This window comes from Halomonas sp. HAL1 (assembly GCF_030544485.1).
In the GTDB taxonomy this organism is placed as follows: Bacteria; Pseudomonadota; Gammaproteobacteria; order Pseudomonadales; family Halomonadaceae; genus Vreelandella; species Vreelandella arctica.
This window is the reverse complement of sequence record NZ_CP130610.1, coordinates 2,777,370-2,798,485: the sequence shown is the minus strand read 5'-3', so window position 1 is coordinate 2,798,485 and position 21,116 is coordinate 2,777,370. Positions and strand designations below refer to the sequence as shown.

Annotated in this window: 17 protein-coding genes and 3 tRNA genes; 14 read left to right on the top strand and 6 right to left on the bottom strand. The window is 54.2% G+C overall.

Translation table 11 applies throughout. From position 1 onward, the window contains the following. Nucleotides 1-113 precede the first annotated feature (113 nt). Both Q3Y66_RS13135 and Q3Y66_RS13130 read right to left on the bottom strand, forming a co-directional pair. Entirely contained in the window at nt 114-1,682 is a 1,569-nt protein-coding gene (locus Q3Y66_RS13135; protein ID WP_008958967.1) for a bifunctional GNAT family N-acetyltransferase/carbon-nitrogen hydrolase family protein, read from the bottom strand. Between the two features lie 42 nt (nt 1,683-1,724). Then, nucleotides 1,725-2,639: a DMT family transporter gene (locus Q3Y66_RS13130; RefSeq protein WP_008958968.1), complete on the bottom strand. Its 915-nt coding sequence runs from the start codon at nt 2,637-2,639 to the stop codon at nt 1,725-1,727. A gap of 185 nt (nt 2,640-2,824) precedes the next feature. Here Q3Y66_RS13130 and Q3Y66_RS13125 point away from each other — a divergent pair, with 185 nt between their 5' ends. From Q3Y66_RS13125 to Q3Y66_RS13105, 5 genes are all read left to right on the top strand, one after another. Then, a complete protein-coding gene (locus tag Q3Y66_RS13125) occupies nt 2,825-4,846 on the top strand; it encodes an NADPH-dependent 2,4-dienoyl-CoA reductase (protein WP_008958969.1) in 2,022 nt (673 codons plus the stop codon). Between the two features lie 192 nt (nt 4,847-5,038). Then, nucleotides 5,039-6,085, top strand: a complete 1,047-nt coding sequence (locus tag Q3Y66_RS13120) for a low specificity L-threonine aldolase (RefSeq protein WP_008958970.1) — start codon at nt 5,039-5,041, stop codon at nt 6,083-6,085. Nucleotides 6,086-6,379: 294 nt separating this feature from the next. Beyond that, nucleotides 6,380-8,302: a PrkA family serine protein kinase gene (locus Q3Y66_RS13115; protein ID WP_008958971.1), complete on the top strand. Its 1,923-nt coding sequence runs from the start codon at nt 6,380-6,382 to the stop codon at nt 8,300-8,302. Between the two features lie 62 nt (nt 8,303-8,364). Then, the gene (locus Q3Y66_RS13110; protein ID WP_008958972.1) at nt 8,365-9,651 is read left to right on the top strand and encodes a YeaH/YhbH family protein; all 1,287 of its coding nucleotides are present in this window, start codon (nt 8,365-8,367) and stop codon (nt 9,649-9,651) included. 53 nt (nt 9,652-9,704) lie between these two features. Further along, nucleotides 9,705-11,276 carry a SpoVR family protein gene (locus tag Q3Y66_RS13105; RefSeq protein WP_008958973.1) on the top strand — a complete coding sequence of 524 codons (1,572 nt, stop codon included), beginning with the start codon at nt 9,705-9,707 and terminating at the stop codon, nt 11,274-11,276. Nucleotides 11,277-11,388: 112 nt separating this feature from the next. On the opposite strand, the gene Q3Y66_RS13100 is transcribed toward Q3Y66_RS13105, so the two are convergent. Further along, the gene (locus tag Q3Y66_RS13100; protein WP_008958974.1) at nt 11,389-11,703 is read right to left on the bottom strand and encodes a high-potential iron-sulfur protein; all 315 of its coding nucleotides are present in this window, start codon (nt 11,701-11,703) and stop codon (nt 11,389-11,391) included. A gap of 266 nt (nt 11,704-11,969) precedes the next feature. Between Q3Y66_RS13100 and Q3Y66_RS13095 the strand changes: the two genes are divergently transcribed. Then, nucleotides 11,970-12,245 (top strand): Lrp/AsnC family transcriptional regulator, encoded by a 276-nt coding sequence (locus tag Q3Y66_RS13095; protein WP_008958975.1) that lies wholly within the window; start codon nt 11,970-11,972, stop codon nt 12,243-12,245. An 89-nt stretch (nt 12,246-12,334) separates the two neighbouring features. Next, entirely contained in the window at nt 12,335-13,195 is an 861-nt protein-coding gene (locus tag Q3Y66_RS13090) for a DNA/RNA non-specific endonuclease (protein ID WP_035587185.1), read from the top strand. Nucleotides 13,196-13,320: 125 nt separating this feature from the next. Here Q3Y66_RS13090 and Q3Y66_RS13085 read toward each other — a convergent pair. The 3 genes from Q3Y66_RS13085 to Q3Y66_RS13075 form a co-directional block, all read right to left on the bottom strand. Continuing rightward, nucleotides 13,321-13,407, bottom strand: a tRNA-Leu gene (locus tag Q3Y66_RS13085). Between the two features lie 60 nt (nt 13,408-13,467). Further along, nucleotides 13,468-13,554, bottom strand: a tRNA-Leu gene (locus tag Q3Y66_RS13080). Nucleotides 13,555-13,616: 62 nt separating this feature from the next. Then, nucleotides 13,617-13,703 (bottom strand) — tRNA-Leu (locus Q3Y66_RS13075). A 249-nt stretch (nt 13,704-13,952) separates the two neighbouring features. Between Q3Y66_RS13075 and rnr the strand changes: the two genes are divergently transcribed. From rnr to dnaB, 7 genes are all read left to right on the top strand, one after another. Continuing rightward, a complete protein-coding gene (gene rnr, locus Q3Y66_RS13070) occupies nt 13,953-16,385 on the top strand; it encodes a ribonuclease R (RefSeq protein WP_008958977.1) in 2,433 nt (810 codons plus the stop codon). Nucleotides 16,386-16,387: 2 nt separating this feature from the next. Next, entirely contained in the window at nt 16,388-17,173 is a 786-nt protein-coding gene (gene rlmB / locus Q3Y66_RS13065; protein ID WP_008958978.1) for a 23S rRNA (guanosine(2251)-2'-O)-methyltransferase RlmB, read from the top strand. Between the two features lie 236 nt (nt 17,174-17,409). Further along, nucleotides 17,410-17,787, top strand: a complete 378-nt coding sequence (gene rpsF, locus Q3Y66_RS13060; RefSeq protein ID WP_008958979.1) for a 30S ribosomal protein S6 — start codon at nt 17,410-17,412, stop codon at nt 17,785-17,787. Between the two features lie 33 nt (nt 17,788-17,820). Next, nucleotides 17,821-18,048 (top strand): 30S ribosomal protein S18, encoded by a 228-nt coding sequence (rpsR, locus tag Q3Y66_RS13055; RefSeq protein ID WP_008958980.1) that lies wholly within the window; start codon nt 17,821-17,823, stop codon nt 18,046-18,048. Nucleotides 18,049-18,060: 12 nt separating this feature from the next. Beyond that, complete coding sequence (locus tag Q3Y66_RS13050; protein ID WP_008958981.1) at nt 18,061-18,912, top strand: hypothetical protein; 852 nt, start codon at nt 18,061-18,063, stop codon at nt 18,910-18,912. A gap of 15 nt (nt 18,913-18,927) precedes the next feature. Beyond that, a complete protein-coding gene (gene rplI, locus Q3Y66_RS13045) occupies nt 18,928-19,374 on the top strand; it encodes a 50S ribosomal protein L9 (RefSeq protein ID WP_008958982.1) in 447 nt (148 codons plus the stop codon). Between the two features lie 302 nt (nt 19,375-19,676). Further along, entirely contained in the window at nt 19,677-21,065 is a 1,389-nt protein-coding gene (gene dnaB / locus Q3Y66_RS13040) for a replicative DNA helicase (protein WP_008958983.1), read from the top strand. The last annotated feature ends 51 nt before the right edge of the window (nt 21,066-21,116 follow it).

Here is a 21,116-nt window from a genome sequence, read left to right as displayed (position 1 = left end):
TCGCTTGGCTCGCAATGACATTAGCGAAATCTGGCGCGAACACAAAACGCCGCCCAAATTGGGCGGCGTTTTGTATTTATGGATGGCGTTGGTGAGTTTTCTCACGGTTTACTTCATTCATCCAGGTTAGCACCCGATTTCCACGACCAGTCGCGCCAGCGTAGATCAAACAGATCCTTGCGGCGGTCTTTCAAGTTGGTCACTGAGCCTTCGGCACGCACTACCGTCAAACGGGTCAAGTCCAAGTCCGAGAAAAAGATCATCTCGGTATTCGGCGTGGTTTCCGCCAGCACCGCATCGTGGGGGAAGGCGAAATCAGAAGGTGAGAACACCGCGGATTGGGCGTACTGGATATCCAGGTTTTCAATCGAGGGCAAGTTGCCGACGCTGCCACACAGCACCACGTAGCACTCGTTTTCAATTGCCCGCGCCTGGGCGCAGTGGCGCACACGCAGGTAGCCGTTTTTGGTATCGGTCCAGAAGGGTACGAACAGGATGTCCATGTCCTGGTCGGCCAGCAGACGACCAAGCTCTGGGAATTCCACGTCGTAGCAGATCAGGATGCCCACGCGCCCAGCGTCGGTATCGAACACCTGCAGCTCATCGCCACCCTCAATGACCCAATCGCGGCGCTCTTGAGGAGTAATGTGCAACTTGGCCTGGCGCTCAACGCTGCCGTCGCGGTGGAACAGGTACGCGATGTTGTAGAGGCGGTCATCCTCACCGACCTCAATCATCGAACCACCGACAATATTGATGTTGTAGGAGACCGCCATGCGCGAGAGTTCCGCTTTAAAGCGCTCGGTGAAACCCGCCAAAAAGCGAATGGCGCCCATTTGATCCTGCTGGGCGGCGCGGTCTTGAAGGCCCATCAAGGGGGCATAAAACAGTTCTGGGAATACCGCAAAATCGCTCTGGTAGTCAGACAGCGCATCAACAAAGTACTCAATCTGCTGAAGCGCGGCTTCCACCGAGGAGAACTCACGCATTTGCCACTGCACAGCACCTACACGTACTTGGGTAGGCTTGTTGTCGAGCACGCTGGCAGCAGGCTCAAACAAAATGTTGTTCCACTCTAGCAGAGTGGCGTAACCCCGCGACTGCTCATCTTCCGGCAGGTACTTACGCAGCAGGCGCTTGACCTGGAAGTCATTAGCCTGCTGGAAAGAGAGAATCGGATCGTAGATCTCTTTGCGTGAGACTTTATCAATGTACTGAGCGGGCGTGAGTTCATCAGCGTGCTGGTGATACTCGGGAATTCGCCCACCGGCCAGTATCGCGCGCAGGTTCATTGAGCGGCACAGCTCTTTACGCGCTTCGTAAAGGCGGCGGCCCAAGCGATAACCACGGTAGTCTGGGTGAATTAACACATCCAAGCCGTACATGGCGTCGCCATCCTCATCATTGAGGATGATCTCGCGGTGCCCGATCAGGTCATCGTATTTATGCGGGTTGGAAAATTCGTCGTAATCCACCTGTACGGTGAGCGCCACGCCCACCAGCAGTCCATCGTCCTCAATGGCGATTTGGCCATCAGGGAATTCCTGAATTAATTTGTCGATCGTGCGCTTTGGCCAAGCTCCACCGATATCGTGATAGACAGCGTCCATCAATGCCTTGAGCTGATCGTAGTCATCGCTCATTAGGTTGCGCAGATTAAGATGCAGTTCTTCCAGGGACATATCAGGGCTTCCCAGCGTCAGAAGTAAACGCCCATTCTAGCATTATTGGACGTTGCTCGGCTTATCTGGTGTTAACTCGCGGGTTAACGGCCGTGTCAGTGTTTGCGCCATGATTACCCCGGCAAGGATGAGTAGCCCGCCTGCAAAGTGAAAGCCAGCCACGTGCTCGCCTAAAAAGATCATGGCAATGACTGCGCTAAATAGCGGCATCAGGTTGATAAAAATACTCGATTGATTGGCACCGATTTGACGTACCGCCCGCATCCATAGAAACGTGGTGATAATAGAGGCGGGAATACCTGCATAGAGAATCAAGCCGATATTCTGCCCATCAATCGGCGTCATTGGCCCCATTAAATAGGGCGGCAACAAGAATAGGACGGCAAAACAGACTTGGGCATAGAGCATCACCCAAGGCGGTAAGCTCATTGACCAGCGCTTGAGCATCACGCCATACAGCGCGTAGCAGGTCGCCGCGACCACCATCAGCGCATCGCCCAGGGCGACCTGGAGCTGCAGTAGCGAAAGCGGATTGCCACGCCCTAGCAATACGGTGACGCCCACAAACGCCAGCACCCCGCCTAAAACACCGCCTAAGGTCGGTGGTTCGCGGAGAATCAGCGCGCTAAGTAGCACCGTAAGCAACGGCACCATGGCGGCAAGAATGCCCATATTGGTGGCGGTGGTGGTTTCTGCCGCCACATAGGCAAGCCCCTGCCATAGGCCCATGCCGAGTAACCCGAGTAGCGCAAGCTTCTGCCATTGGCGACGAATCTCGTCACGGTGACGCAACACCGCAGGCAGCACAAAAGGCGTCATCACCGCGAGTGCTAATAACCAGCGTAAAAAGGCGATACTACTGGGCGCAATGGCGCCTACGCTAAGCTGATTAATGGTCATATTGCCCGACCATATCAATACAGTGGCGAGCGGCGGCAAAAAGTAAATCAAGGGCATAGCAACTGTTCCTTATCGTTAGCCGGGTAATGTGACGCGGATTCGCGCGCTGGGCAAGCGGTTGGCAAAAGATCGAGGGGCTAGATTGAAGGACTAGATCTAAGGGCTATACGTGATGCTCAGGATGTCATACGCTTGTTTGAATTTGCCTTGCAACGCTACTAATAAGATTCAGGAGACCCGTGATGACCCAGACGCTCGCCTATCCGCATCTTTTTCGACCGCTAACGATTGGTCATTTGACGCTGCCTAACCGCGTCTTAATGGGCTCGATGCACACCAATTTGGAAGAGGCGCCGAATGGCTTTGAACGGCTAGCCGCTTTCTATGCCGAGCGGGCGCGGGAGGGGGTTAGCCTGATTGTCACTGGCGGTATCGCCCCTAATGCAGAAGGCGCGGTTTTTCAGGGGGCCAATGCGCTTGTTGACGAAGCGCAACTGCCGGAGCACCGCCAAGTGGTTGATGCGGTGCACGCTGAAGGCGGCCACCTGTGTATGCAAATTCTGCACGCCGGACGCTACGCCTACTCACCGGATCTCGTAGCACCTTCGGCGATACAGGCCCCGATTAATCCGTTTATGCCGCGGGCGCTAAGTAGCGACGAGGTGGAGCAGCAAATTGCCGACTACGTGCGCTGCGCGAGTCTGGCCCAGCAGGCAGGCTATGACGGCGTGGAGGTGATGGGGTCTGAAGGCTATCTGATTAATCAATTTATTTGCCAACGCACCAATCAACGCGACGACGAGTGGGGCGGGGCGTTTGAAAACCGCATGCGCTTTGCCGTGGAGATTGTGCGTCGTGTACGCGAGGCAGTAGGTGAGCGTTTCGTGATTATCTTCCGACTCTCGATGATTGATCTAGTCGAAGAGGGCAGTACCTGGGAAGAGGTGGTTACCCTTGGGCAAGCGATTGAAGCTGCTGGTGCTAATGTCATTAATACTGGCATCGGCTGGCACGAAGCGCGGGTGCCCACGATTGTGACCAGCGTGCCACGAGCGGCCTTTACCGAGGTGACTAAGCGCATCAAGTCGGCGCTCTCGATTCCATTGATCACCACTAACCGCATCAACATGCCCGAGGTCGCCGAGCGGGTGCTGGCAGAGGGCCACGCCGACATGGTTTCCATGGCGCGGCCTTTTCTGGCTGATCCCGCCTGGGTGCGTAAAGCCCAGGAAGGTTTAGCAGACGAGATCAATACCTGCATCGCCTGTAACCAAGCCTGCCTGGATCACACCTTTGCCGGCAAGCTGACCTCCTGTTTGGTTAATCCTCGCGCCTGTCATGAAACCGAGCTGGTGATAGAGCCTGCGCAAACGAGTAAAAGAGTCGCGGTGGTTGGTGGCGGCCCGGCGGGGCTGGCAACGGCTGTGACAGCGGCCAGCCGCGGGCATAACGTGGTGCTGTTTGAACAGCGCAGTGAGCTCGGCGGGCAGTTTAACTACGCGCGGAGAATTCCCGGTAAGGAGGAGTTCAACGAAACCTTGCGCTACTACCGCGTGATGCTAGAGAAGTATTCGGTAGAGGTGCGCTTGAACACCACGGCAACCGCAGAAACGCTTGCCGATTTTGATGAAGTGGTGCTATCCACCGGCGTTCGTCCCCGCGAACTAAGCCTGCCGGGCCACGACCATTCAAAGGTACTGAGCTACGCCGAGGCGATTGAGTCGCCCGAGCGGGTCGGGCGTAAAGTAGCCGTGATCGGCGCGGGGGGAATTGGGTTTGATGTCTCTGAGCTGCTGGCACACCAAGGACACCCCGCGTTGGATATTGCTGACTGGTGCGACGAATGGGGCGTTGATTTAGCAGTGGGCGAACGCGGCGGTTTAAAAACACCGACACCGCCAGACGTTCCCCGCGAGATCGTGATGCTGCAGCGAAAAAGCTCCAAACCGGGTAAAAACCTGGGTAAAACCACGGGCTGGGTGCACCGCGCCTCGCTTAAAGCCCGTGGGGTCACCACGCTAACGGGCTGCGAGTACCTGAAAATCGACGACCAAGGGCTGCATATTCGCCGCGAGGGCGTTGATCAAGTGTTGGCGGTAGACAGCGTGGTGGTGTGCGCCGGGCAAGAGTCGGTGCGGGAGTTACTGGCGCCGCTGGAGCAGGCAAAAGTAGCGGTGCACATTATTGGCGGTGCCGATGAAGCCAGCGAACTGGATGCCAAACGGGCGATTGAGCAGGGCACCCGTTTAGCGGCAAGCTTGTAAAAAGAGCGCATGAAAATCTCTTTATAAGGAAGAGCTTAAAAGCGCGGGTGACGTTAACCCATAAATGGCGATAGACTAAATGTCCTGTTATTAAGGGATTTCTTGGCCTGGCTATTAAGCATAGCTAGGCATTAAAGGCACTGGTGGCACCCAGCCTGTGCCGTAAGATCGCCAGATATAAGGACAACTGTCATGACCTCGGAGTGTAGCCCGCGTTTTTTAGCCAGTGATAACACCTCCGGTATTTGCCCGGAGGCGATGGAATATCTATTAGAAGCCAACCGCAGCGATGATTTGGCTTACGGTAACGATACCTGGACGGCCCGTGCCGCAGATCGCTTCCGCGAAATGTTTGACTATGACTGTGACGTCTTCTTCGTTTTCAACGGCACCGCTGCTAACTCACTGGCCCTTTCAGCGATGGGACGTAGCTACCACAGCGTTATTTGTCATGAGCTGGCGCATATCGAAACCGACGAGTGTGGTGGCCCGGAGTTTTTCTCAAACGGCGCAAAACTGCTGACCTCACCCGGCGCCAATGGCAAGCTTACCCCGGAAGGTATCGAGGCGCTGGTCACCAAGCGCAGCGATATTCACTACCCCAAACCCAAAGTGGTCTCGCTGACCCAAGCGACCGAAGTGGGCACGCTTTATTCCCGCGAAGAGCTGATGGCGATTCGCGCCATTGCTGATAAACATGACCTGCGGTTGCATATGGACGGTGCCCGCTTTGCCAACGCCTGTGCAAGTCTAAATGCCACTCCCGCTGAACTGACCTGGCAGGTGGGCGTGGATGCGCTGTGTTTTTCAGGTACCAAGAACGGTCTAGCGTTTGGCGAAGCGATCCTGTTTTTTAACCGTGAGTTAGCCGAAGATTTCTCCTACCGCTGCAAGCAGGCAGGCCAGCTGGCATCGAAAATGCGCTTTATCTCAGCGCCGTGGTTAGGGTTGTTAGAAAGCGGCGCCTGGTTAACCAATGCCCAACACGCCAATGCCATGGCGAGCTACCTCTCAGAAGGCCTGCAGGCGTTGCCGGGTGTCTCTCTGATGTTCCCTACCCAGGCCAACAGCGTTTTCGTTGAATTGCCACTCCCGGCAATTGAAGCGTTGAAAGCCAAAGGCTGGACCTTCTATACCTTTATTGGCGCTGGCGGTGCCCGATTTGTATGTGCCTGGAACACCACCGTTGAATTACTTGATGAGTTATTAGCGGATATTCGTGCCGTGCTTGAGCGTTAAACGCGAAAACAGCACCTCTTTTGCCGCTGTTTAGTACCTGCCATCTAGTTACGCCGTTGCCCTGGCAGCGGCGTAACTGCTCTAGTGCGCTCCCTTTCGTCGCCCGTTGCTTTATTTAACGCAACTAATCCCCTGAATAATTCTCTTAACTGTATCGCCGCTGCGTTGAAGGTTTTAGTCATCACTTTTTGCTAATGCTGACTACGCTAAAAAAAGCGACACCTCGTTTGGCACACCGTTGCGAAACACTTGGCTTGGCGGTGGCTGCCTGGGGTTAGGCCACAGGAGAGTTCCATGAGCATCTTTGATCACGTTCAAGACCGATTTGCCCGCGTTCAGCAAGAAGACATGAGCCTTGAGGAGTACTTGGCGCTTTGCCGCCGTGACTCGAAGGTTTATGCCAGCGCCGCCGAGCGCATGCTGGAAGCCATAGGCGAACCTGAAGTGATCGACACGGCGAAAGACCCGCGTCTGTCACGCATTTTTTCCAACAAAGTGATTCGCCGCTACCCTGCTTTTGCAGAGTTCCACGGTATGGAGGAGGCTATCGAGCAAATCGTTGCCTACTTCCGCCATGCTGCCCAAGGGCTTGAAGAGCGCAAGCAGATCCTCTACCTGCTGGGTCCAGTGGGTGGCGGTAAGTCATCACTGGCAGAGCGCTTGAAGTTACTGATGGAGCGCATCCCGTTCTATGCCATTAAGGGCTCGCCGGTTTATGAGTCGCCACTTGGCTTGTTCTCTCCCGAGGAGGATGGCGAGCTGTTAGAGAAAGAGTACGGTATTCCCCAGCGTTATCTGCGCAGCGTGATGTCGCCCTGGGCGGCGAAGCGGCTTAAAGAGTATGGCGGTGATATTTCCCAGTTTAGGGTGGTGCGTTTGTACCCCTCACGGTTGAATCAAATTGCCATTTCGAAAACCGAACCGGGCGATGAGAACAACCAGGATATCTCCTCGCTGGTGGGTAAGGTCGATATCCGCCAGTTGGAGCTTTACTCCCAGGACGACCCGGATGCCTATAGCTTCTCCGGTGGCTTATGCCGTTCCAATCAGGGGTTGATGGAGTTTGTGGAGATGTTCAAAGCGCCGATCAAGGTGCTGCATCCACTGCTCACCGCGACGCAGGAGGGCAACTACAACCCCACCGAAGGCATGGGAGCAATACCCTTTGATGGGGTGATCCTGGCGCACTCTAACGAGTCCGAATGGCAGGCATTTCGCAACAATCGTAACAACGAGGCATTTCTTGATCGGGTCTATATCGTCAAGGTGCCTTACTGCCTGCGGGTCTCCGAAGAGATCAAAATTTATCAAAAACTACTAGAGGACTCTTCACTAAACGCCGCGCCCTGCGCGCCGGATACGCTGCGCATGCTGGCGCAGTTCTCGGTGCTGTCACGGCTTAAAGCGCCAGAAAACTCCAATATCTATTCCAAGATGCGCGTGTACGACGGTGAAAACCTGAAAGACACCGACCCGCGTGCCAAGTCGATCCAGGAGTATCGCGATGCGGCGGGGGTTGATGAAGGTATGCAAGGGCTCTCCACCCGTTTTGCCTTCAAGATTCTTTCCAAAGTGTTCAACTTTGATAGCACCGAAGTGGCCGCCAACCCGGTGCATCTACTTTATGTGCTGGAGCAGGCACTGGAGCGTGAACAGCTGCCCTCAGAAGTATTTGAACGCTACTTGGGCTTCATCAAAGAGTATATGGCGCCCCGCTACGTGGACTTTATTGGTAAGGAAATTCAAACCGCTTACCTCGAATCCTACAGCGAATATGGTCAAAACATCTTCGACCGCTATGTGACCTACGCTGATTTCTGGATACAGGATCAGGAGTACCGCGACCACGAAACCGGCGAGCTGCTAAACCGCCAGTCGTTAAACGAGGAGCTGGAGAAAATCGAAAAACCGGCGGGTATTTCGAACCCGAAAGACTTCCGCCATGAGGTGGTTAACTTTGTGCTGCGGGCACGGGCGCAAAATAACGGCATGAATCCGAGCTGGCAGTCGTATGAAAAGCTGAAAGGCGTTATCGAACACAAAATGTTCGCCAACACCGAAGAGCTACTGCCGGTGATTTCGTTCAATGCCAAGGCCTCCCGGTCAGACCAGAAGAAGCATGAAGACTTTGTGGCGCGGATGGTGGATCGCGGCTACACCGAAAAACAGGTTCGATTACTGTCCGAGTGGTACCTGCGCGTGCGTAAGTCCCAGTAAGGGACGGATAGTTAAGGACTGTTGTTAAAACAGTGCTTAAGAAAAGCGTCTAAGGAGGTCGTATGACCTACTTTATTGATCGAAGGCCTAACGCTAAACATAAAAGCGCGGTGAACCGTCAGCGCTTTTTAGAGCGCTATCGCAAGCATATCAAGCGTTCGGTTGAAGAGGCCGTTAACCGCCGCTCCATTACTGATATGGAGCGCGGTGAAAAAATATCTATTCCGGCGAAGGATATCTCTGAGCCGGTGTTCCAGCATGGCCCGGGCGGGGCACGCAATATCGTCTCGCCAGGCAACAAAGAGTTTGTAGCGGGCGACAAAATACGCCGCCCTAGCGGGCAGGGCGGTGGCAGTGGTGCGGGGGAAGGCGGCGCCTCTAATCAGGGGGAAGGGGTGGATGAGTTCGCCTTCACCCTCAGCCGTGAGGAGTTTCTAGAGTTTGTGTTTGACGGGCTTGAGCTGCCCCACTTGCAGCGCAAGCCGTTGAAGTCGCTGGAAGAGGTCAAAATGGTGCGGGCGGGATTGTCTAAAGATGGCGTGCCTTCCCGGATCAGCATTACCCGTTCGATGCGCGAAGCCTACGCTCGGCGCATTGCCATGCGCGCGCCGATTAAACGGGCACTTAAGGAAGCTCAGGAGGCCCTGGAAGCCGAAGAGCGTAAAGACCCGGTATTGCGTAACCCGGCCCGTATTGCCGAGCTGAAAACTGAAATCGAGCGTCTGGAAAAACGTATTGCCGGCGTGCCGTTCATTGATACCTATGACTTGCGTTATCACCAGTTAAGCGCCCAGCCGCAGCCTTCTAATCAGGCGGTCATGTTTTGTGTCATGGACGTTTCGGGGTCGATGACCCAGAACCATAAAGATATCGCTAAGCGCTTTTTCTTGCTGCTGTATCTGTTTTTGGAGAAACACTACGAAAAAGTCGAACTGGTGTTTGTGCGCCACCACACCGCTGCCCGGGAAGTTAGCGAGGAGGAGTTTTTTTACTCACGGGAAACCGGCGGCACGATTGTTTCCAGTGCGCTGAATCTGGTCAATAAGATCATTGAAAAGCGTTACCCAGTGGGGCAGTGGAATTTATATGTGGCCCAAGCCTCCGATGGCGATAACTGGGATGACGACTCGAATATTTGCCGCGACTTGCTGATCAAACAGCTAATGCCACAGTTGCAATACTACGCTTACGTTGAGATTACGCCCCACGACCATCAATCGCTGTGGCATGAGTATGCAAGTGTGGTCAAAGAATTTCCCGAACGCTTTGCCATGCGGCAAATTATAGAGGCGGGCGATATTTATCCGGTCTTTCGAGAGCTGTTCAAACGCCGCTTAAGCCAGTCCTAGTGGCCGTGTATAGAGGCTAGTGACCGTGTGACCGTGTAATAGAGGAGTGGGCTATGAGTGCGACCCGCAAGCGCAAGCCGATTGCCACCGGCTCCGATTGGAACTTCAACCTGCTGGAGCGCTTCGATGCGGAACTGGCAAGGCTCGCTGATGAGTATCGTCTGGATACTTATCCCAATCAGATAGAAGTGATCACCACGGAGCAGATGATGGATGCCTACGCCAGCGTGGGCATGCCGGTGGGCTACCACCACTGGTCATTCGGAAAGCAGTTTCTAGCCGTTGAGGGGGCTTACAAGCGCGGCCAGATGGGCCTGGCTTATGAGCTGGTCATTAACTCTGACCCTTGTATAGCCTACTTGATGGAAGAGAACACGCTGATGATGCAGGTGTTGGTTATGGCCCACGCCTGCTACGGTCATAACTCCTTTTTTAAAGGTAACTACCTGTTCCGTACTTGGACGGATGCCTCTTCTATTGTCGATTACTTGGTGTTTGCACGTAAGTATATCGCCCAGTGCGAAGAGCGCCACGGCGTGCAGGCTGTCGAGCAGCTGCTGGATGCTTGCCATGCGCTGCAAAACTACGGTGTTGACCGCTACAAACGCCCCTCACCGATTTCTGCAGAAGAGGAAGCGAAGCGCCAGGATGAGCGGGAAGCCTATCTACAAACCCAGGTTAATATGCTCTGGCGAACCATTCCCGAACCACCCACTGGTGAGCCTTCGCTGCCGGGTAGTTTGCACAATGCCAATGGCGATGACCCGTTAGGCTTACATAGCGGCGGGCTTTACCCTTCAGAGCCGCAGGAAAATCTGCTCTACTTTATTGAGAAAAACGCCCCGTTGCTGGCGCCTTGGCAGCGTGAGATTGTGCGAATTGTGCGCAAGCTGGCGCAGTATTTTTATCCCCAGCGGCAAACGCAGGTGATGAATGAGGGCTGGGCGTGCTTCTGGCACTACACGTTAATGAATCGACTCTACGACGACGGCAATGTCGATGAAGGGCTGATGCTGGAATTTTTGCAGTCCCACGCCGCTGTGATTAACCAGCCAGCCTTTGATAGCCCTCACTTTAGTGGGATTAACCCGTATGCGCTTGGTTTCGCGATTTTTATGGATATTAAGCGCATCTGCGAGAACCCTACCGACGAGGATCGTGAGTGGTTTCCAGATGTGGCGGGCACACCGTGGCGGGAAACGGTGGAGTTTGCGATGCGCAACTTTAAGGACGAGTCGTTTATTCAGCAGTTTCTTTCGCCGAAGGTGATGCGCGACCATAAGCTGTTTTTAGTGGTGGATGATGATCAGTTAGAGGCACTTGAAGTAGCGGCGATACATAACGAACAGGGCTATCGCCAGGTTCGTGAAGCGCTCGCAACGCAGTATGCGCTCTCCGTTCGCGAGCCCAATATTCAAGTGGTCGAGGCGGCGATTCGTGGGGACCGCTCATTGACGCTTCATCACGTGCAGGATAATCGCCGCCCGCTGGGGCGCAGCGTTTATCCGGTCATTCGCCATCTACAGCAGCTATGGGGTTTTCCGGTTCATCTGGTCTCAATGGAGGAGGGGCAAGTGACGCGACGTTTTCACTGGCCGGTTGAAGATGAGAGCCATGCTTCTTAAGCGCTCTTCGGTGAAAATCGGCTTTCTCAAAACAACCCTTTAAAAACAACTACCCCGCGCAAAGCGCGGGGTAGTTGTTAGTACAGCAGTATCCGCGTTAAACGGCAGCTGTTTAGGCTTGTGCAGTCCAAGACTGACACCAGCCCGCAGGCTCAACACTGTTCTCAGGAAACAGCTGGCAACCTTGTGTCTCTGCATTGAAGAACATGCAGTTATCGCAGCGCTCGCCCTCTTCATAAGCCGGGTGGTCGCTTGCTTCACTGGCGTCTTCGACGTAGTTAAGCGCTTGGGCGTTACTTGAGGAAGGATCAAGACGCGGCAGCTCTTGAGCGAAAGCAGTCTTGGAAAGAATACCTGCACCCAGCGGAAGGGCAGCGAGCCCTAACATGCTGTTGCGCATGAAGTCACGACGGCTCTTATTAGCCATGATTTCTCCTTATCGTCACGGTCTGACGTTTGGTCACGGTTGTTGGGTGGTGATCCACCTCTATTAGTGCTCCGAATAAACTTATAAGTCGGAGTTCTCTCTTACATGCTAGCGGATGTGCAAAGCTTGTGCGAATGCCTTGAGATGTACAGCGACAATTGGTCACGCTGTCGCTGGGTGCTGCGCTCGCTTCCTAGTCGCTGCTATACTCTGCGCAGCTTAAAGACGACATTTTGTTGCCATTATTTTCTCTTGAGGGGCACGCCATGCAAAACGCAGTCATTTTAATCAATACCGATAAAGGCCAAGTGAAAGCCGTGGCCGAGCGCTTAGCTGATGTAGAAGGCATTAGTGAAGTTTATTCTACCTGTGGCCGCTACGACTTGGTGGCGATTGCCCGTACTCGCGATTTTGAAAGCTTGGCTGAGCTGGTAACGGAGCGCTTAAATGCCGTAGAAGGTATCAGCGATACAGAAACCCTGAATGCCATGCAGGTGCACTCCCGCCACGATCTTGAAACGATGTTTTCACTAGGCTGGTAATTGGGGCCGCGTTTATCGCCACGATGGTAGTAGCTTTAAGCGAGATAAAACGATAGGCGCTCGTCAGCGCTAACCAGGGAGTAAGAGTGTTGGGAACATCGCTTTCGAGCTGGCGTCGGCAGGGGCGACGCTTGGGTATTGCCGTGCTGTTTGTTGCTGTTGGTACGGGGCTGTGGGAATTTCAAGAGCGCCAGCATAAAGATGCTTATACGTGGATGGGGGTGCCTACCTGGGAGGAGTTTCGCCCTACTACGATTCACCGTGTATTGCGCAACGACGGCTATTTAGTTGGCTGGTCTGATGTGCGGGTTAATCCGCTCTGGGTAAGCTATCAGGTTGAAGCGGTAGACGATTCAAGCATTGGTTCCCGGCCAAATTTTCAAGCTGATTGGCGCACACTGTGGCCGGTAGGCACGGATAGCTACGCAGGCAGTGGTTACGACCGAGGCCATCTGGCGCCCAATTATGCGATCGCCGCGGTGCACGGTCGCAGCGCTCAAGTCGATACCTTCTTGATGAGTAATATGACCCCGCAGCGACCCCAACTCAATCGGCAGCTGTGGCAGCGTTTAGAAGAAGTCGTTATGGATCACTTTGCGCCGCGCTTTGATCGTTTGCAGGTGATTACTGGGCCGGTATTTCCTGAACGCTTTATGGATAACGTGTTTAATCGAGTAGGGCTGGTCGAAGTGCCCGAAGCGTTTTATAAGATCATCGTCGCCCCGCACAACGAAGCACCGTTAGCGCTTGCGTTTATCATGCCTCAGGATGTCCGCGGAAATGAGCCGCTGGATGATTACTTGGTAACGATTGATGATATAGAAACGCGCACGGGACTTAACTTCTTCCCAGAGTTAACGACGGAAGTAGAGTCTGTGCTGGAAGGGGAGTTGCGAGTACAGGGTTGGGCACTTGAAGAAGTGGCGCGACGCCCAGGGCGATTTCAGTAAAGAGGAGGTGCTTTGAGAAGGTACAGTACTTTGAGATAAGGTACGGTACTTTAAGAAAAGCGAGTAAAACGGAAAAGATAAAAAGAGGGATGCTAATAATGATGCGGACTGGCCCATGTAAGTCATGGTGCCCAGGAGAGGACTTGAACCTCCACGTCCATACGGACACTAGCACCTGAAGCTAGCGCGTCTACCAATTCCGCCACCTGGGCGCATCATTTGAAGCGTAGTCGATAAACTCTGACTTGAACCACTTGCCGTTTGTGTTCGTATGGTGCCCAGGAGAGGACTTGAACCTCCACGTCCATACAGACACTAGCACCTGAAGCTAGCGCGTCTACCAATTCCGCCACCTGGGCGAACACAAACCTTAACTGCCTGCACCGTACTGCTTATATAAAGAGATAGTATAAAAGCAGTTTGGTGCCCAGAAGAGGACTTGAACCTCCACGTCCATACGGACACTAGCACCTGAAGCTAGCGCGTCTACCAATTCCGCCATCTGGGCAAGTGGCGCGTATAATACCGGGGTGATGGTTAAATGCAAGACCCCGCATGGGCTTTTTATAAAGCAAATTGTATAAACAACGTCTAAGACGGTTGGGTGATTGAACGTGCAGCGCTATACTGCGCCTATGACTAAACAAAATCCTATTCATTTCAGCTTTTCAAACACTGAAATATCCCGCCCGCAACGCACTGCGTATGCGCTTTTTTTATGCCTCTCGCAAATGACGCCATTAAGGATGTTGCTCGTATGAAGTATTGGACGTTAAGTGATGATCCGCACGCCGAGCGCGAGGCGCATAAATATGGTAACCCAGCGCCGAGCCGGGAGTATTTGCTTGCTGCCTTAGAAACGTATGGCAAGCCGATTACCCATGAAAATATGAGCCGCCTGCTGGGTCTGGAAGACGAAGAGCTGATCGAAGCTGTCCGTCGCCGTTTGGCGGCGATGGAGCGCGATGGTCAAGTGCTGCGCGACCGCCGAGGTGCCTATGCGTTGATCGACAAGCTCGATCTGGTCAAAGGCAAAGTGCTTGGCCATCGTGATGGTTTTGGTTTCCTGCTGCGTGATGATGGTAAAAAGCCTGATTTGGTGCTACCGCCTCGTCAAATGCGGCGCGTTTTTCACGGCGACCATGTGTTGGTACGCGTTAGCGGGCGTGATCGTCGTGGTCGTGATGAAGCGACCATTGCCGATGTGATTGCGCGTAACACCCAGACTATCGTCGGTGTTTACCGTAGTAATACCCCTGAGTTTGGCATTCTAATACCGGAAAACCCGCGTATTACTCAGGAAGTGATTATTCCTCATAGCGCCTGTGGTGGCGCTAAAGATGGCCAGGTGATCTCGGCCAAGATCGTTCAGCAGCCAGCCACCCGTGTACAGCCGGTAGGCGAGGTAATCGAAGTGCTGGGTGAGCGTATGGACCCCGGTATGGAAATTGATATTGCGATTCGCAGTTACGATATTCCTGCAGAGTTTCCGCCTGAAGTGCTCGATCAGATCGCCGGCATTTCAGCTGAAGTGTTGGAAGAGGATAAGCAGCACCGCGTTGACCTGCGTGACGTGCCGCTGGTTACCATCGACGATGAGTCTGCCAAAGACTTCGATGATGCGGTGTGTGCCTGGAAGACCAAATCCGGTAGTTGGAAACTGCTCGTCGCTATCGCGGATGTTTCCCACTATGTGCGTCCTGGCACGCCGTTAGATGATGAAGGCCGCACTCGGGGTAACTCGGTCTACTTCCCTGGCCAAGTCGTTCCCATGCTGCCGGAACTGCTGTCTAACGGGCTCTGTTCGCTGAATCCCCATGTGGATCGCTTGGTGCTGGTGTGCGAGATGAATATTTCGCAAACCGGTGCGATTAGCCGCTACCGCTTCTACGAAGCCGTCATGAACTCTCACGCTCGCCTTACCTATAACAAGGTGGCGGCGATTCTTGATGAGCAGAGCGAAGAGGGCGAGGCGCTAAGGGCTGAGCACAGCGAGTTAGTGAAGCCTCTAAAAAATCTGGAAGAGCTTTATTACTTGTTGCGTGAAGCGCGCGCTGAGCGTGGTGCGATCGATTTTGATACCACTGAAACGGCGATCATCTTTAATGATGAGCGTAAAATCGAGAAAATAGTTCCGCGTAGCCGTAACAACGCGCACAAGTTGATTGAAGAGTGTATGTTGGCAGCCAATGTGGCGACCGCACGCTTTCTGGACAAACATGACCTGCCGGCGCTTTACCGTATTCACGAGCGGCCGACACCTGAGCGGCTTGATAAGCTCCGCCTGTTCTTGAACGAGTTAGGCCTTGCGGTCGGCGGCGGTGATATGCCAACTCCGCAGGACTATCAGGCGCTACGCGAGACGATTGCCGACCGCCCTGACTTCGATATCATCCAGACGGTCATGCTGCGCTCGATGAATCAGGCGGTCTATTCTCCGCAAAACGAAGGTCACTTCGGCTTGGCCTACCAGGCCTACGCCCACTTTACCTCGCCGATCCGCCGCTATCCTGATCTGCTGGTTCACCGCGCTATTCGTTCGGTGATTCGCGGTCCGCGCCAGACCAATACGGTGCTGCGCGTTGAGGGATCTCCGGTTGAGCCGCCGAGCAAGTGGTGCCCATATACCTTCGAGCAGATGCTCGAGCTGGGTGAACACTGCTCGATGACGGAGCGTCGCGCCGACGAAGCCACCCGTGATGTCGAGAGCTGGCTGAAGTGCGAGTTCATGTCCGACAAGCTGGGCGAAATGTTCGAAGGTACTATCGCTTCGGTCACTCAGTTCGGTCTCTTTGTTCGTCTGGATGAATTCTTTGTGGAAGGCTTGGTGCATGTGACGTCGCTGCCTTCGGATTACTATCACTATGAAGCTGAGAAGCACCGCCTGAAAGGTGAGCGTACCGGCACCACTTACCGCTTGGGCGATGGCCTTACCGTTCAAGTGGCGCGGGTCGATATGGACGATCGTAAGATTGACTTCGGCCTGGGGGATGAAAAACCCCGCCCACGCCGCCAGCCGCGTAAGAGCCGCGGTGGGGAAGGGGGCGCTGGTGCTAAAAGCGCTGGTGTTAAAGGAAATAGTGCCAAAGCGGCTGGTGACAAACCATCCAGTAGCGAGAAGCCCACTACGCGTCGCGGCCCACGCCGCACACGGAACGGCCCACGCAAACCATCACCGAATAAGGGCTGAGCATGAAGTCAGCGTCTTCACGGCGGGGTCCCAAGACCCCTGATGGGCTAGATCAGGTTTATGGCGTTCATGCACTGCAAAGCCTGCTAGATAGAGGTGAGGCACCCCGTGAATTGTGGGTGCAGCAGGGGGCGGGGAGCCGCTTGAAAGAGTTGGTCGCCCACGCTCAGTCGCATGGCGCTCGTGTGAAAGAGCAACCCCGCGATTTGCTTGATCAGCTAACTCAGGGGGCTGCCCACCAAGGGGTAGTCGCGTTTTGTCCGCCGCTAACTCCCGAGGGCGAAGAGTCGCTCTGGCTTAAGCTGCGTGCTTGGCCCTCGAATACACCGCCACTGTTGCTGATTTTGGATGGCGTGACGGATGTGCATAACTTCGGTGCCTGCCTGCGCAGCGCGGATGCCGCCGGTGCGCACGGGGTGATCGTGGCGAAGGACAAGGCCGCACCGCTCAATGCCACCGTGCGCAAAGTTGCCTGTGGTGCCGCCGAGGTGGTGCCGGTTTATCAAGTGACGAATTTGGCGCGTACGCTTGCCAAGCTAAAAGATGCCGGTGTCTGGATAACCGGTACGGCAGGTGAGGCTGAGGCTAGCATCTTTGATATTGATATGACGGGGCCTACTGCCCTGGTAATGGGAGCAGAAGGCAAGGGCATGCGGCGGTTAACGCGCGAAGCGTGCGATAACCTTGCCAAGCTGCCCATGGCCGGAGAGGTTTCTAGCCTCAATGTGTCAGTAGCTACCGGTATCTGCTTGTTTGAAGCTGTCCGACAGCGCCAGCTTGCAAGTTAACCGCCGTACTACTAAGATACACGCGCCCGTTTGTCTGCAAGCGGGCGTTAGCTGTGAGAATTAGTAATTGAAACTGTCGTTAAAAAACAGTTGTTGAAATAAAAGTTCTGTTTGATGCCCCGGTAGCCGTTTAATGCGGTGGCGGAGCACTTCAGTTAACTCCTTGCTTCCTTGTCGTCGTTTACTGCCTTTAGCAGTAGCACACAACGGAAGCTGTCAAACCGCAAGGAGATCCTATGCGTCATTACGAAATCGTGTTTATGGTCCACCCGGATCAAAGCGAGCAGGTGCCGGCGATGGTTGAGCGCTACACCAGCATCGTTACTGAAAACAGCGGCACTGTGCACCGTCTAGAAGATTGGGGTCGTCGTCACTTGGCTTACCCGATCAACAAGATCCACAAAGCCCACTACGTGCTGATGAATGTCGAATGTAACGGCGAAACTCTCGATGAAATCGAGAATATCTTCCGTTACAACGACGCCATTATCCGCAGCCTGGTTGTTCGCTGCAAAGAAGCTGTTACTGAAGCTTCCCCGATGATGAAGCCGGCAGAAGAAAAACGTCCGCGTCGCGAAGAAAAACCGCGCGCTGAAGAAGAAGAAACTGCCTGATTTTATTCACTGCACGTTTTAAGGAGCTAGTCCATGGCACGTTTTTTCCGTCGCCGTAAGTTTTGCCGCTTCACCGCTGAAGGCATCAAGCAGATCGATTACAAAGATCTGGACACGCTGAAGGCTTACATCACCGAAACCGGCAAGATCGTTCCAAGCCGTATTACCGGCACCAAAGCACGCTATCAGCGTCAGTTGGCGACTGCTATCAAGCGCTCGCGTTATCTGGCACTGCTGCCCTACTCCGATAGCCACCAGTAAGCGTTTAACGTGATGCTGGCACTAGCCCGATGGCTAATGCGGGGCACGCCTTACGCAGCAGGCGGGGCGGCCCTGGCAACGCTAGTGCCTTGGCTGTTCTGGTTAGGGGCAGCCATCGCCGCGTTGATGACGCTACGCAAAGGTTTTGCACCTGCGCTGCCAGTCATTATCGCTGCAGCACTGCCGGCTGGCTGGTGGTGGGCACAGGGAGACGTCATTCCGCTTGCTAGCATACTGCTGGTAACGCTGATGGCCGTTATCCTGCGCGAGAGGATGCGTTGGGGTGAAACGTTGATTGTGGGGACGTTGGTCGCCGCTGTCATGGTTCAGCTTGGCATCTTCAGCCCACCAGGCGGCACAGAGTTAATGCTTGAGCAGTTGCGGGAAGGTTCAGAAGAAGTGGACCGCATGCTCACGGAATTCGCCAATCAGGGCTACGATACCCAAACCATCGCCGCGTTAGTGGTGGGTGGGGTGACTGGGCTCGTCGTACTGTTGGCAGCAATAGTGTGTTTAGCGCTTGCGCGTAGTTGGCAAGCTGGGTTGTATAACCCAGGTGGCTTTCGCGAAGAGTTTCATGCACTACGCTTAACACCCAAAGAGCTGGCCGTATTGGTCGTCATTGGAGTGATAGGCATGCTGCTGGGCGCACACGCGCTGGCGATGCTTGGTTGGATTCCGCTGTTGGTAGCTGGCGTTGCGTTAGTGCATGGGTTTATTGGAATAAAGGGGATGAACGGGCTGTGGCTGGTAGCATTTTATGTGCTGCTAATCACGACCTGGCCCACGATTCTCATTGTGCTGCTGTTGGGGCTGATTGATACATTCGCGAACGTTCGCGCACGCCTTGCCCGCAGCAACTGACAAGAGGTTTACGAGATGGAAGTCATTCTGCTCGACAACATTGGTAAGCTGGGCGGCCTGGGTGACAAAGTCACCGTGAAGCCTGGTTATGGTCGTAACTACTTGGTGCCTTACGGCTTAGCCGTACCGGCCACCAAAGACAACATCGAAGCGTTTGAAGCACAGCGTGCTGAGCTCGAAGCGCAAGCCGCTGAGCGCAAGGCAGAAGCCGAAGTGCGCGCTGAGCAGCTAAACGACATCGAGCTGTCTTTGGTTTCCAAAGCAGGCGACGAAGGCAAGCTGTTCGGTTCTATTGGTCCGCGTGACCTGGCTGACGCCATTTCCTCTGCTGGCATCGATATTGCCAAGAGCGAAGTGCGTATGCCGACAGGGCCGATTCGCCAAACTGGCGAATACGACATTGCTATTCACTTGCACGCTGAAGTGAATACGACTGTACGTGTAGTAGTAGTTGCAGAGTAATTAAGTAAGTGCTACTTAAGTACGAGATAAGTGCCAAGTAAGTATTTAGTGCTTGGTCACTCACTGTACTGGCACGAACGCCTCAAAAGGCGCGGGGAAACCCGCGCCTTTTGTTATTTCTGACGCCTGTGCTGCAAGACGGTAGTGCTGGATAGTGTCATAAATCCGCCTGGTCTATTACGGTTTGGCGTTTTTCAGACAATGTCTAGATTGGCTGTGATGTCGGTGGTCGAACGTCCTCGCTCCGGCTAAGATACCCCTCTTCATTATTGGCTACGCTGTAGTATTTAAAGGAGCTCGCTATGCAGGACCAGCCTTCTGCTGATAAAGAAACGGCAGCGCTAAAACTGCCGCCGCACTCTCTGGAGGCGGAGCAGTCGGTATTAGGCGGGCTAATGCTGGATAACCAAGCCTGGGATAACGTCTCAGAGCGCTTGGTGGCGGATGATTTCTACCGTTATGAGCACCGTTTAGTGTTCAACGTGATGATTCATCTGGCTGAATCCGGTCAGCCATTGGACGTGGTAACGCTTTCCGAAGCGCTGGAAGCGCGGGATCACTTGGATACGGTCGGTGGGTTAGCGTTTTTAGCCGAGCTTGCGCGTAACACGCCCTCTGCCAGTAATATTCGCGCCTACGCCGATATCGTGCGTGAGCGGGCAACGCTGCGTAAATTGATCCGGGCTGCTAACCAAATCGCCGATAGCGCTTTTTCCCCTCAAGGGCGTCCGGCGGATGAATTGCTCAATGAAGCGGAACGGTTAGTGTTCCAGATTGCCGAGGAGCGTCCTAAAACCGGCGGTCCTATCGGTATGAGCGATTTGCTGACCAAAGCCGTTGATCGCATTGATGAGCTGTTTAACCTGAAAGGTGAAATGACCGGGCTTTCCACCGGTTTCCGTGACTTGGATGAGATGACCACTGGTCTCCAACCGTCGGATATGGTGGTGATTGCAGGTCGTCCCTCCATGGGTAAAACCACCTTCGCGATGAACCTGGTTGAGCATGCGGTTATTTCCAGCGACAAGCCGGTCATGGTCTTCTCTATGGAGATGCCCGCCGAATCCCTGATGCTGAGGATGCTCTCATCGCTGGGTAGGATTGACCAAACCCGCGTACGTACCGGGCAGTTGGAAGATGAGGATTGGCCGCGCTTAACCTCCGCCGTCAATCTGCTCAAAGACAAACAGCTGTTTATCGATGATACCGCGGCCTTATCGCCAAATGAGATGCGCTCACGGTTGCGTCGGGTGGTGCGTGAGCATGGCAATATTGCACTGGTGATGATCGATTACCTTCAGTTAATGCAGATCCCCGGCTTCAATGAAAACCGTACCGGTGAAATTTCTGAAATCTCGCGCTCGTTGAAGGGCTTGGCGAAAGAGTTTAATTGTCCAGTCGTGGCACTTTCCCAGTTGAACCGCTCGTTGGAGCAGCGTCCGAATAAACGGCCAGTCATGTCGGATTTGCGTGAGTCGGGCGCCATTGAGCAGGACGCGGACGTCATTGCCTTCGTTTATCGCGATGAAGTCTATAATCCAGATAACCCCGATAACCAAGGTATCGCGGAGTTAATTATTGGTAAGCAGCGTAACGGCCCGATCGGCACCGTTCACATGGCGTTTATCGGTAAATATACCCGCTTCGAGGATTTGGCCCCGGATAGCTACGGTCAAGCATTCGGCGACTAGGTTTTTACAGGCTGGTTTGGGAAGACCGGTTTCAAAGCCAGCTTTGTGATG

Excerpts from the sequence above, each read along its gene's own strand:
- Q3Y66_RS13135 (WP_008958967.1), bottom strand. The coding sequence starts at position 1,682 with ATGTCCCTGGAAGAACTGCATCTTAATCTGCGCAACCTAATGAGCGAT.
- Q3Y66_RS13130 (WP_008958968.1), bottom strand. The coding sequence starts at position 2,639 with ATGCCCTTGATTTACTTTTTGCCGCCGCTCGCCACTGTATTGATATGG.
- Q3Y66_RS13125 (WP_008958969.1), top strand. The coding sequence starts at position 2,825 with ATGACCCAGACGCTCGCCTATCCGCATCTTTTTCGACCGCTAACGATT.
- Q3Y66_RS13120 (WP_008958970.1), top strand. The coding sequence starts at position 5,039 with ATGACCTCGGAGTGTAGCCCGCGTTTTTTAGCCAGTGATAACACCTCC.
- Q3Y66_RS13115 (WP_008958971.1), top strand. The coding sequence starts at position 6,380 with ATGAGCATCTTTGATCACGTTCAAGACCGATTTGCCCGCGTTCAGCAA.
- Q3Y66_RS13110 (WP_008958972.1), top strand. The coding sequence starts at position 8,365 with ATGACCTACTTTATTGATCGAAGGCCTAACGCTAAACATAAAAGCGCG.
- Q3Y66_RS13105 (WP_008958973.1), top strand. The coding sequence starts at position 9,705 with ATGAGTGCGACCCGCAAGCGCAAGCCGATTGCCACCGGCTCCGATTGG.
- Q3Y66_RS13100 (WP_008958974.1), bottom strand. The coding sequence starts at position 11,703 with ATGGCTAATAAGAGCCGTCGTGACTTCATGCGCAACAGCATGTTAGGG.
- Q3Y66_RS13095 (WP_008958975.1), top strand. The coding sequence starts at position 11,970 with ATGCAAAACGCAGTCATTTTAATCAATACCGATAAAGGCCAAGTGAAA.
- rnr (WP_008958977.1), top strand. The coding sequence starts at position 13,953 with ATGAAGTATTGGACGTTAAGTGATGATCCGCACGCCGAGCGCGAGGCG.
- rlmB (WP_008958978.1), top strand. The coding sequence starts at position 16,388 with ATGAAGTCAGCGTCTTCACGGCGGGGTCCCAAGACCCCTGATGGGCTA.
- rpsF (WP_008958979.1), top strand. The coding sequence starts at position 17,410 with ATGCGTCATTACGAAATCGTGTTTATGGTCCACCCGGATCAAAGCGAG.
- rpsR (WP_008958980.1), top strand. The coding sequence starts at position 17,821 with ATGGCACGTTTTTTCCGTCGCCGTAAGTTTTGCCGCTTCACCGCTGAA.
- Q3Y66_RS13050 (WP_008958981.1), top strand. The coding sequence starts at position 18,061 with ATGCTGGCACTAGCCCGATGGCTAATGCGGGGCACGCCTTACGCAGCA.
- rplI (WP_008958982.1), top strand. The coding sequence starts at position 18,928 with ATGGAAGTCATTCTGCTCGACAACATTGGTAAGCTGGGCGGCCTGGGT.
- dnaB (WP_008958983.1), top strand. The coding sequence starts at position 19,677 with ATGCAGGACCAGCCTTCTGCTGATAAAGAAACGGCAGCGCTAAAACTG.